Raw genomic sequence first — 11940 nt, 5'->3', positions numbered from 1 at the left:
AAATGAGTAAGACATCATTAGCAACCGCAGTGAAGGCTGCAAAAAGGTATGATCAGATGGAAGAGGCAAGACAGACAGAGCCGGAAGATCAGAAGCCGGAAGACAGAACGAAAGTAGATAAAGGGCTGATTGGAAACGCAATAAAGGCATCTTTTATTAAGCTTGATCCGCGAATTATGGTGAAAAATCCAATCATGTTTATTGTAGAAATTGGTTTCTTCCTTACATTGCTGCTCACATTTGCACCTGCTGCTTTTGGATCTGCAAAAGTAAACGTGACGTTTAATTTAACAGTCTCACTGATTCTTCTGTTCACCGTTTTATTTGCAAACTTTGCTGAAGCTCTGGCAGAAGGGCGAGGGATGGCTCAGGCGGATGCACTGAAAAATTCCAAGAAAGAAATGACAGCCAATCGTGTGAAACCTAATGGACAAATTGAAAAAATCGACTCCGCTTCCCTTCGCAAGGGAGATGTGGTTGTTGTATCCCAGGGAGAGTTTATTCCGGGAGACGGAGAGGTAATCACCGGTCTTGCATCTGTAGATGAATCCGCCATAACAGGAGAATCTGCTCCTGTTATTAAGGAAGCGGGAGGAGATTTCAACTCTGTAACAGGAGGAACAAAGGTGGTAAGCGACCAGATCAAAGTGAGAATCACAAGTGATCCGGGTGAATCCTTCCTAGATAAAATGATTGCTCTAGTTGAGGGGGCACAGCGTCAGAAGACACCGAATGAAATTGCGCTGAATACCGTTTTAACAAGCTTGACACTCATTTTCATGATCGTCGTTGTAACTCTTCCTTTTTATACGAATTATCTCGGCTTTCAGCTGGAAATACCTGTTCTGATTGCATTGCTTGTCTGTCTCATTCCTACTACAATTGGGGGATTGCTCTCCGCTATCGGAATTGCCGGGATGGACCGGGTAACCCAGTTCAACGTCATTGCCATGTCAGGTAAAGCCGTGGAAGCTGCAGGCGATATAAACACGATCATCCTGGACAAAACAGGTACGATTACATTCGGGAACCGCATGGCAAGTGAATTCATTCCTGTCGGCAAGGCCCCAATGCAGGACCTTGCCCAATGGACAGCCATCAGCTCACTTGAAGATGAAACACCTGAAGGAAGGTCGATCCTTGATCTATTAAAGAAAAAACAGCTTTCATATAAAACAGACCCTGCAGATGGAGGAGCGTTCATAGAATTTAAAGCCGAAACCAGAATGAGCGGCATGGATTTGCCTGATGGGACGGTTGTAAGAAAAGGCGCGGTGGATGCCGTGAAGAAATGGGTTCTGTCACATGGAGGAGTCATCCCTGCTGATCTTGATAAAAAAACGGATGACATTTCCAAGGCCGGCGGTACGCCGCTTGCTGTAGCCATGAATGATCAGATCTTCGGATTAATTTATTTGAAAGATACGGTGAAGCCCGGAATGAAAGAGCGGTTTGACATGCTTCGCAGCATGGGGATCAAAACCGTTATGTGTACGGGAGATAATCCTCTCACAGCTGCCACAATCGCAAAAGAAGCGGGTGTTGATGAGTTTATCGCAGAGTGCAAGCCTGAGGACAAAATTGAAGTCATTAAATATGAACAATCACAGGGCAAACTTGTTGCCATGACGGGCGACGGCACAAATGATGCCCCTGCACTTGCACAGGCAGATGTAGGCCTTGCCATGAACAGCGGAACGGCCGCTGCAAAAGAAGCAGCGAATATGGTGGATTTAGATTCCAATCCAACGAAAATCATTGAGGTCGTCTCAATTGGGAAGCAGCTGCTGATGACACGCGGGGCACTGACAACCTTCAGTATCGCAAACGATATTGCCAAGTATTTCGCCATCATCCCAGCCATGTTTATGCTTGCCATCCCTGAAATGAAAGTGCTGAATGTCATGAGACTTGATTCGCCAATCTCTGCGATTCTGTCGGCCTTGATTTTTAACGCAGTTATTATCCCGATTCTGATTCCTCTCGCAATGAAAGGTGTCAGCTATAAACCGATGAGTTCAAATGCCCTGCTCAGAAAAAATCTGCTGGTATACGGTTTCGGAGGAGTGCTGGTTCCTTTTATCGGCATTAAAATGATCGATCTCTGCCTTGCTCTATTTATATAAGAAGAAAAGAGGTTTATACAATGGAAGAAAAACAATCAATGATAGGGCCGATTATCAGAATGACCCTTGTGTTAATGGCCTTCTGCGGCCTGATATATCCGGTTGCGGTAACAGGAATTGCCCAGGCGGCTGCTCCTCATAAGGCAGATGGAAGTTTAATTTATAATGAGAATGATAAGGTGATAGGTTCTGAGCTGATCGGACAGACTTTTACAGAAGCAGGCTATTTCCACGGAAGAATCTCGAGCATTGAATACAACGGTGCAGGATCAGGCTCCAATAACTATGCACCATCCAATGAGGATATGCTGAATCGCACGAAGGATTCTATAAAAGAGTGGAAAAAAAACAATCCTGAAACGAAAATCAGCGATGTACCGAATGACCTGCTGACAAATTCAGGCTCAGGTCTTGATCCGCACATTAGTCCAAAAGCAGCCTACGTGCAGCTCGATCGCGTTTCAGAAGCAACAGGAATTAAAAAAGCTGAACTTGAAAAACTGATTGAAAAACATGTGCAGGGAAGGGAACTTGGACTGTTTGGCGAAGAAAGAGTGAATGTTCTTAAATTGAATCTGGACTTGAAAAACATGAAGAAACAATAAAAATAGCTGTGTTTCCTTATATTAGATTTTTAAAATTAGTGGACTGAAGCGGAAGGCACTTGACTCCTGCGGGATGAAGAGGGCACTGAAGATCCCGCAAGCGCAGCGAGGAAGCTTCAGGCCCTCCCCGCGGTAATCTTGTGACTGGAGCGCAAGGGAACGGGTACCGCAGTAAACAACAATCTATTCTAAAACAGCCATAATAAAGATCCGCCTCAGCTGCAGGGTAAGCTGAGACTGGATGCTTGCAGGCGGCAGATTACGCTTTTCTATTATAGAGCAGGTGAAACTATGAATGAAAACCATCCTTATTTCAGACGGAAAACTCCGCAGGAGCTGCTTGATGAAATTGCAGAAATGAACCGGGGCAAATTGAAGCTTTATGTGGGAGCTGCCCCGGGGGTTGGAAAATCGTATAAAATGCTTCAGGATGCCCATGATTTAAAGCTTGAAGGCATTGATGCCGTCATCGGTCTGATTGAATGTCATGGAAGAAGAGAAACGGAGGATCTGATAAAAGACCTTGAAGTTATACCATTAAAAGAGATGACGTATAAAGGAAGTATATTCAGAGAGCTCCATGTGGAGGCCATCATTGAAAGGAAACCGGCTGTTGTCATTATTGATGAGCTTGCCCACACAAATATTCCAGGGTCTAAAAATCTTAAACGATATATGGATATTGAGGAAATCCTGGAAGCAGGAATCAATGTCATGTCTGCCGTCAATATTCAGCATCTGGAAAGTGTCCGCGATATTGTCCAGCAGATAACGAGAGTAGCTGTGCGGGAAAGAGTACCGGATTTATTTGTTCAGCAAGCAAGCGAAATCCAGCTGATTGATGTGACGCCTGAAACGCTGAGAAAAAGAATGTCAGAAGGCAAAATTTACGGCTCTGACAAGATTGAGCAAAGTCTCTCCCATTTCTTTACCGTTCCCAATCTTTCCGCTTTAAGGGAGCTTGCCCTGAGAGAAGTGGCGGACGATGTAGATGAAAAAATGGATCAGATCAGCGGAAACCTTTCATATGGTCCGATAAGCGTGCATGAAAAAATACTTGTCTGCGTAGGCTACGGTCCCACTGCCGAAAAACTCATCAGAAGAGGCTGGAGGATGGGGAACCGGCTCCGTGCACAGCTTTTTATCCTCCATGCATCAAAATTACCGGAAGAATCATTTACCCAGGAGATGAGAGAAAAAATCGAAAGGTGGAAGCTGCTGTCCGCTCAATTCAATGCCGTCTTTTTGCTGGAGCATGAGAGAAACCGGAAACCTGCAGACATCATCATAGAAGCAGCAACGAAACACCATGTGACGCAGATTCTGCTTGGGCAGTCGGCAAGAACAAGATGGGAGGAAATCCGAAAAGGGTCTATCGTAAATACAATCATGAGAAAAACAGAAAACATTGATATTCATATCGTTTCAGATGGAAAAATATAGAGAGGACTTTTAAGAAATGAATATTGCTTTTTTCCTGATTCCCAAAAAAGAAGTTGTTTATTTGCCGATCCAGTCGACGATGAGACAGGCGCTTGAAAAGATGGAATACCACCGTTATTCAGCTGTTCCGCTGCTTGATCATGAAGGGAAATATGTTACGACGCTGACAGAAGGAGATCTTCTGTGGAAGCTGAAAAATACCCCGAACCTGAATTTTCACAACACGGAAAATATCCGGTTGACGGAAATTCCTTTTCACCGCAAAAATGAGGCTATTAGCATTCAGGCTGAGATGGAACATATTATTACAAGGGCCATGGAACAGAATTTTGTGCCAGTGACAGATGATAAGGGCATTTTTATCGGAATCATAAGAAGGAGAGAGATCATTGAGTATTGTGCAAGCCAGATGTTTGCTCCGTCAGTAAATTAAAAGGGCTGCATAATGGATGCAGCCCTTTTGGTTAAACAGAATCGGATTCTTCTTTATTCATGTACTTTTTTAGGAATGGATAGATGACAAAGCCCGCGAAGAAAAGGCCTACGCCTAAAGCAAATGTTTTAAGATCCGCTGTTCCGGTGACGATAACCCAGACAGAATAGATACAGGCTATAGACGCAATGATTCCGTCCTTTATACGTGAACCCTTTACGAGATCATACGTTTCTCCTTTAGCGATCAGCTTCAAGAAGAAAATAGATGAAACAAGATATGGGAATAGATAAGCAAGTGTAGCGGATGTTGTTAAGAATGTAAATGCTTCGCTAATTGTTCCTGAAATGGTAGAGAAAATAAAGATCTGCGACATCAAATTCGTAATCAGCAGCGCATTTTTTGGACTGCCTTTTTTAGTTGTTTTTGCAAAGAAAGCAGGGAAAATTCCTGTTTTTGCAGCCTGATACGGTACTTCAGCTGATAGCAGAATCCATCCGATGGTTGAACCGAATAAAGACACGACTGCTAATAGTGCCATTGCATTTGCACCTGCATCGCCAATAATGACAGAGAGTACATCTACAAACGGTTTGTCTGATGCTTGGAGCTGATCGTGCGGCAGAACACCCATTGTGATAAGCGTGATAATCATATAGATGAACACAGCAATGAGTAAGCCTGTGATGGTCGCTCTTTTTACATCACGCTGAGATGAAGCGCGGCCTGACAGGATAACGGCAGATTCAATGCCTACAAATGCCCATAAAGTTGAAATGGCAGCGAATTGAACTTGATTGCCAAGGCCGTAAGTTACACCGGGCTCTGGTTCAACGGGGAAATAAAATTCTCCAAATGATGCTGATTCCAATGCAAATAAACCTGCGATGATGAAAAGCATAAAACCGATTACTTTTGATGCAGTTGCAACAAAATTTAATTTCCCGGCACCATTCATGTTTGTCAATAAAATGGTATGAGTGCCCCAAAGCAAAATGGTACAAACAATAAATGTGACCGCTCTTCCTAACTGAATCTCCTGTGAACCTATTGAGAACAGAACAGATTCATCAGACATTATTGGAAAAAATGAAGAAAGATAGCCGGCAAAGCTAGTGATAATTGCCACGTTGCTGATCCAGTTGGCCACCCAATATCCCCAAACCATGCTGAATCCTGCAACGTTTCCCTTTTTCGGTGAATCAAATAACGATTTTGCATAGCTTTGCGGGCCGGCTGTAAGATCTGGTCTGCGAATCGATAGATTACCGAAGACTAGCGCAATCATTAATACTCCAAATCCGGTTACGAGCCAGGCGCTGGTTACTCCAAGCGGACTTGCTGTCTGGGCAAGCGTGCTTGGCAGCATGAATATGCCTGAGCCGACCATATTTCCTACTACGAAGGCTGTTAAAAGCCAAAATCCCCATTTCTTTTGTTTCAAAACTGAAACCTCCCATACATATCAATACTCTACCGATATTGTGTGTAGTTTTTAATGAATGTGATCATTTTTTTGCAAACAAAATAGCGCATAGAATAAGTCCATGCGCTAAAAACACAAAAACTCACGATCATCTCCAGATAGCACTCCGCAAATTGACTCTGCGGCAGTCCAGTACCTGTTCGATACTGTCCCAGCTTGAAACAAGGTGGCTGTTTCAAACTTCGGCGCCAAATCCTTTCACTTGCAGTCAACAGCTCCACTAGCCTCTTGCAACTTACTCTTAATTGGCGCAACCTCTACCTCACTGAGATGCTGTGAGGATTTTTATTCATTATTTTAATAGAGTAAATTTAGCAGGTTGATCAGAGGATGTCAACAAGATATACTTTTTACCATACGTTTCAAATCTATTTTAAAATATCTGTCACCAAAACTTCACTTTGCATAAAGCTCAAAAATCTACTATAATTTACAAAGATAACGTTTTCTTTCTATTTTTATGAAAATATAACATGGAAGAAGGGCACATGATGAACTTGGGATTCGGCGAAATCATGTTAATTGTCTTCGTAGCACTCCTGCTTTTCGGGCCGAAAAAGCTCCCGGAGCTCGGAAAAGCTGCAGGCAAAACACTAAGAGAGTTTAAAAACGCAACAAAAGGTCTGATGGATGACGAAGAAAGCAAGTCAGATAAATCAGTGAAATAAAGAATCAAACAGCCTTGGCGGGAATGCCGGGGCTGTTTTTTTTGCGGCGGTAAGTTTTTTTGTTAAAAGTGTTAGAATTATACAAATATTTAGTGAAATGATATATAATAGACCTGACAGTTTATTTAGGGAAGCGAAATAAATAGTGGGGGGTATGGCTATGAAAGCCGCTACATATGCAGAGACTTGGGATTTGGATGTTTTTTTCAAAGGGGGCAGCCAGTCTGAAAGCTTTAAGCGTCATTTAGAAGAGCTTGAAAAAGATGTTCCTTTGTTTAAAGTGCAGGCTGATCAGTTAAAGGTGCCAAGCTCAAAAGAAGATCATATTTACCTTGATGAAATTCTTGATGTGTTCCAGGGGATTGCGAAAAGAGTGAGACAGGCCGGTGCTTTTGTAAGCTGTCTGCAAGCTCAGGATACAGCGGATAAACACGCTGGTGTGCAGAGAGGAAAAGTAACGCAGCTCAGCTCTCAGTTTCAAAATGCTCTTGCAAGTCTTGATCAGAAACTTGTGAAAGTGGAGGATCAAGTATGGGAGGAACTTATCGGGACAGAAAGTCTTTCTGAACTTGCTTATGTGCTGACTGAACGCAGAAATAAAGCAAAAAATAAATTGCCGATGGAGCAGGAGACGCTTATCAATGCTCTGTCAGTAGACGGCTATCATGCTTGGGGTCAGTTATATGACACTCTTGTTTCGACCGTTAAAATTCCTTTTGAAGAAGACGGTGAAGTGAAAGAACTTTCTGTCGGCCAGGCAGCCAATAAATTTTCCAGTGCTGACCGTGAAGTCCGAAAAGCTGTGTTTGAAGAGTGGGAGAAAGCATGGGGTAGCAAGGCTGATTTATTCGCCCAGACGCTGAACCATCTTGCAGGGTTCAGATTGAACGTGTATGAGAAGCGCGGATGGGACGACGTTCTGAGCGAGCCGCTTGAGATCAACAGAATGAAGCGCGAAACGCTTGACATCATGTGGAAGGTGATTTCTGAAAACAAGCAGTCTCTAGTTAAGTATTTAAAAAGAAAAGCAGAGCTGCTTGGAGTAGAGAAACTCAGCTGGTATGATCTTGATGCGCCGATCGGCGGCAAGGAGTCAAAGGTCAGCTATCAGGAGGGGGCAGAATTCATCCTTGAACAGTTCAGCAACTTTGGCGAGGATCTCACAACCTTCACGAAAAAAGCGTTTGAAGACAGCTGGATTGAAGCTGAGGACCGAAAAGGAAAGGCGCCGGGCGGATTTTGCACAAGCTTCCCTGAAAGCGATCAGTCCCGTATTTTTATGACATTCTCAGGAACGCCTTCTAACATTGCAACACTTGCCCATGAGCTTGGCCATGCGTTTCACCAGCATGCAATGGCAGGCGTTCATCCGCTGAACCGCAGCTATGCCATGAACGTGGCGGAAACGGCGTCAACGTTTGCAGAGATGATCGTAGCAGATGCTTCTGTGAAAAAAGCAAAAACGGAAGAAGAACGCCTTGCTCTGCTTGAAGACAAAGTGCAGCGCAGTGTTGCCCTTCTGATGAATATTCACGGGCGTTTCATTTTCGAAACTGCGTTTTATGAGGAACGTAAAAAAGGAATGGTAAGCGCTGAGCGCATCAGCGAGCTGATGGAGGCGGCGCAAAAAGAAGCATATTGCGATGAATTAGGGGAATATCACCCGCATTTCTGGGCATCCAAGCTTCATTTCCACATTACAGGAGTGCCTTTCTATAACTTCCCTTATACGTTCGGTTATTTGTTCTCGCTTGGAATCTATGCAAAAGCCCTTGAAGAAGGAACAGCGTTTGAGGAAAAATACATTGCCCTCATTAAAGATACAGGTTCTATGCAGGTGGAAGACCTCGCTATGAAACATTTGGGAGTGGATCTGACAAAAGAAGATTTCTGGCATAAAGCAGTCGCTCTGACTGTGGAAGATGCAGAGGAGTTTCTTGAGGCGACTAAATAATAGCATTAGGAAAAAGCGGCATCTTCAGCAACTGGGCTGATGATGCCGCTTTTTATTTTGTATGGAGTAAAGTTATTTAGATAAATCAGTGAATTGAGCTTTTATTGCCTTTGCTAAATCCTCTGCATTCATTTCAATCTGTACACCGATAGTTCCCCCGCTGACAATAATTGTTCCAGTTGTTAGAGCTTTTTCATCAATAAAAGTAGGAAATAAACTTTTCATTCCTATTGGTGAACAGCCGCCCCGCACATAACCAGACACTTTCGTTATATCCTTGACTGGAATCATTTCTACTTTCTTCTCTCCAACAACCTTAGCAGCCTTTTTTAAATCCAGCTCGGATTCAACCGGAATAACAAAAACATAATATCCCTTGCTTGAATTTTGGGAAATAAGGGTTTTATACACGGATCCTTCTTCTTTTCCAATCTTTTTAGCCACAGATAATCCATCAATTTTACCGTCATCTGCCCTGTAGGTTGTTATTTTGTATTCAATTTTTTCTTTGTCTAATATCCTCATTGCGTTCGTTTTACCTTTTTTCATCTTTACACCTTCTTTGAACACTTAATATAAGCCCTTGCAAATGCGGCCGCAGTCTTATTCTACTGCAATTTAGTTTCGAGGTCTTACTAACAATATATTAACAGACTGTAATAATCCATGTTAAACACATTCCAGCAACCCTAGCTCAAATCCTAATCAATCATCTGGCCCTCTGAACCGACCCAAATAGACGAGCAGCCTCACCGTTTTATCCGCTTCGCACATTCATTTTTTTACTGATTCATCATAATCCACCGGTCAATCTCATTAACTACAAGATCCTGCTGGATAAAGACATTAATGTCCGCTTTTTTATCGCCTTTTTGTTCCCCGTAGATTCCGAACTGTGCATGGTTTCCGTCTTTAATCCGGTAAAAGAATGTATCCTCTGAAAGCAAATGCTTTTTCTCCTGTATATCTGCAAGAGTTGACAGGCCGTCTTTTTCAGCATAAATCGTCAGAATCGGAAAGTCCGTTCCGGAAAAGTCGCTGGAGTCAGCAGGATAGGCCGCGAGCAGGAAGAGTCCTTTGATTGTATCCTGGTGGTTATAGGCATAGATAGAAGCGGATGCACCGCCAAGTGAATGGCCCCCAATATACCACTTCTTAATATCAGGGTGTTCATTAATGACTTTGTCAGCTTTGTTAATTCCTGCAATGGCAAGGTTAAAAGGCATTTTTAATATAGCTGCTGTATACCCCCTCATGGCAAGCTGCTCTGCAAGATAGGCATAGGCTTCAGGCTCGACTTTCGCCCCCGGGTAAAAAATAATGCCTGTTTCGGTCTTCTGATTTACCGGTTCAAAAAGCAAATACCCATTCACGTTGTTTTTCTTTTGGATATTTGTCGAATTGTAAAGGTTTCCTGTTGGTTTATATGTCTGCTGTGACCATATATAAAATCCTGCAAAAGATAGAATTAACACTGCTAAAGCTATCAGGGAAAAATTTTTCATCCATCTTTTCATGGCTTAAAACTCCTTAATATATAACGTTTTTTTGCTAAATTTTATGTGTAAATCCAACTAAAGGCAAATTTTGATGTTTGCCAAAACAGGATCTTTTATTTAGAATAGTAGTATAACTTAATAAATATACGCTTAATCCTTAACGGGAACGGGGGAACCGAACTGTGCATCTGCACTGGGGTGAATCCTTAAAGTACTAGGTAGGACAACTCTTCGTCCGAATCCGACAGCTAACCTCGTATGCACTGGAGAGACTCATCTGTGGAAAAGTCATAATTATTCAAATTGACGAATACTAACCGCGAGAATTCTCTCGCGGTTTTTTGTATTTTTCAAAAAACTCTCACATTTATGTTTCTTCATCCCGCCTTTTTGGGAATAAAGCATTATCTTTCTATTATTTTTATTTTACGGAGGTTTTATATGAAACTAGCAACGAAAATCATCATTGGTCTAATTCTGGGTGCCATTGTCGGTCTTATCCTTAATATCACGGCTCCGGATTTATTTAAACAGTTAGACACGTTCCTATTTACCCCGCTTGGAAAAATCTTTTTAAACTTAATTAATATGCTTGTAGTGCCAATTGTTTTCTTCTCTATTACTCTGGGAGTTGCAGGCCTCGGGGATCCAAAGAAACTGGGGAGAATAGGTGTTAAAACAGTCTCATTTTTTCTTGTTACAACAGCGATTGCGATTGTTATCGGTTTACTTCTGTCTATGACAATTCAGCCGGGAAATGTAGGCGAGTTTGATACCGCATCAGCTGAATATGAAGCAAAAGAAGCTCCGTCTGTTGCTGAGACATTCTTAAATATGATTCCTACGAATCCTATTAAAGCACTCGCTGACGGAAATATGCTTCAAATCATTATTTTCTCAATCTTTGTCGGACTTGGAATTACGTTCCTTGGCAAAAAAGCGAGTACGCTGTATAAAGTCGTTGAACAAGGAAACGATTTAATGATGTACCTTGTAAACGTCGTAATGAAATTTGCTCCATTCGGTACGTTTGGTCTTATCGCAACTGCTGTCGGCAGTCAGGGGTTAGACGCTCTTAAAGCAATGGGACTCTACATGGGTGTTGTACTCCTTGCTCTAGTGATTCATGCAATCGTCACTTATGGATCATCCATTCTTTTCATTGCAAAGCAAAGCCCAATTTGGTTCTTTAAGAATTTCGCTCCTGCGATGGCAGTAGCTTTCAGTACTTCAAGCAGTAATGCAACCCTTCCTGTTTCTATGGAAACGGCGCAGAAACGTCTTAAAGTGCCAGAGCCGATTTCAAGCTTCGTTCAGCCTTTGGGCGCAACGATTAATATGGATGGCACGGCTATTATGCAGGGTGTAGCAACAATCTTTATTGCTCAAGTTTATAATATTGACCTTTCTTTCACTCAATTAATTACTGTAGTATTGACAGCTGTTCTTGCATCAGTTGGTACTGCTGGTGTACCGGGTGTTGGACTGATCATGCTTGCGATGGTCTTAAACTCTGTAGGTCTTCCTGTAGCGGGTATTGCCTTAATCATCGGTATCGACCGCTTGCTTGATATGGCCCGTACAGCAGTTAACATCACAGGTGATGCAGCTTGTGCAGTCATAGTAGCTGAAACAGAAAAGAAACACGGAGATTATAAAATTCCTGATATGGAAGAAAAATTATCTTAAGATCAAAGCGGCCAGATATGAAGTGCACCCCAAATGT

10 protein-coding genes and 2 riboswitches are annotated in these 11940 nt (G+C 42.6%); of the genes, 7 read left to right on the top strand and 3 right to left on the bottom strand.

What is annotated here, in order from left to right; all coding sequences use genetic code 11:
- Positions 1-2 precede the first annotated feature (2 nt).
- From kdpB to ABEQ24_RS17930, 4 genes are all read left to right on the top strand, one after another.
- Positions 3-2126 (top strand): potassium-transporting ATPase subunit KdpB, encoded by a 2124-nt coding sequence (gene kdpB, locus ABEQ24_RS17945; RefSeq protein WP_430008075.1) that lies wholly within the window; start codon positions 3-5, stop codon positions 2124-2126.
- A 20-nt stretch (positions 2127-2146) separates the two neighbouring features.
- A complete protein-coding gene (kdpC, locus tag ABEQ24_RS17940; RefSeq protein WP_430008074.1) occupies positions 2147-2731 on the top strand; it encodes a potassium-transporting ATPase subunit KdpC in 585 nt (194 codons plus the stop codon).
- Positions 2732-3022: 291 nt separating this feature from the next.
- The gene (gene kdpDN / locus ABEQ24_RS17935; protein ID WP_430008073.1) at positions 3023-4174 is read left to right on the top strand and encodes a KdpD-like non-kinase potassium sensor; all 1152 of its coding nucleotides are present in this window, start codon (positions 3023-3025) and stop codon (positions 4172-4174) included.
- A 16-nt stretch (positions 4175-4190) separates the two neighbouring features.
- A complete protein-coding gene (locus tag ABEQ24_RS17930; RefSeq protein ID WP_430008072.1) occupies positions 4191-4607 on the top strand; it encodes a CBS domain-containing protein in 417 nt (138 codons plus the stop codon).
- 31 nt (positions 4608-4638) lie between these two features.
- Here ABEQ24_RS17930 and ABEQ24_RS17925 read toward each other — a convergent pair whose 3' ends face one another.
- Positions 4639-6051: an amino acid permease gene (locus ABEQ24_RS17925; RefSeq protein ID WP_430008071.1), complete on the bottom strand. Its 1413-nt coding sequence runs from the start codon at positions 6049-6051 to the stop codon at positions 4639-4641.
- A 133-nt stretch (positions 6052-6184) separates the two neighbouring features.
- A riboswitch (Lysine riboswitch) is annotated at positions 6185-6361 on the bottom strand.
- Positions 6362-6584: 223 nt separating this feature from the next.
- On the opposite strand from ABEQ24_RS17925, the gene ABEQ24_RS17920 reads away from it, so the two are divergent.
- Positions 6585-6761 (top strand): twin-arginine translocase TatA/TatE family subunit, encoded by a 177-nt coding sequence (locus tag ABEQ24_RS17920; protein ID WP_430008070.1) that lies wholly within the window; start codon positions 6585-6587, stop codon positions 6759-6761.
- A gap of 160 nt (positions 6762-6921) precedes the next feature.
- Complete coding sequence (locus ABEQ24_RS17915; protein WP_430008069.1) at positions 6922-8715, top strand: M3 family oligoendopeptidase; 1794 nt, start codon at positions 6922-6924, stop codon at positions 8713-8715.
- Between the two features lie 72 nt (positions 8716-8787).
- Here ABEQ24_RS17915 and ybaK read toward each other — a convergent pair whose 3' ends face one another.
- Positions 8788-9264 carry a Cys-tRNA(Pro) deacylase gene (gene ybaK / locus ABEQ24_RS17910; RefSeq protein WP_430008068.1) on the bottom strand — a complete coding sequence of 159 codons (477 nt, stop codon included), beginning with the start codon at positions 9262-9264 and terminating at the stop codon, positions 8788-8790.
- A gap of 233 nt (positions 9265-9497) precedes the next feature.
- Positions 9498-10232, bottom strand: a complete 735-nt coding sequence (locus tag ABEQ24_RS17905) for an alpha/beta fold hydrolase (RefSeq protein WP_430008067.1) — start codon at positions 10230-10232, stop codon at positions 9498-9500.
- 119 nt (positions 10233-10351) lie between these two features.
- Positions 10352-10492: riboswitch (cyclic di-AMP (ydaO/yuaA leader) on the top strand.
- 163 nt (positions 10493-10655) lie between these two features.
- Between ABEQ24_RS17905 and ABEQ24_RS17900 the strand changes: the two genes are divergently transcribed.
- Positions 10656-11903 (top strand): dicarboxylate/amino acid:cation symporter, encoded by a 1248-nt coding sequence (locus ABEQ24_RS17900; protein WP_430008066.1) that lies wholly within the window; start codon positions 10656-10658, stop codon positions 11901-11903.
- Positions 11904-11940 lie beyond the last annotated feature (37 nt).

Source organism: Metabacillus idriensis (assembly GCF_050483325.1).
Taxonomy (GTDB): Bacteria; Bacillota; Bacilli; order Bacillales; family Bacillaceae; genus Bacillus_P; species Bacillus_P idriensis_A.
The sequence above is the reverse complement of the archived record's forward strand: the minus strand, read 5'-3'. Positions and strand labels throughout refer to the sequence as shown.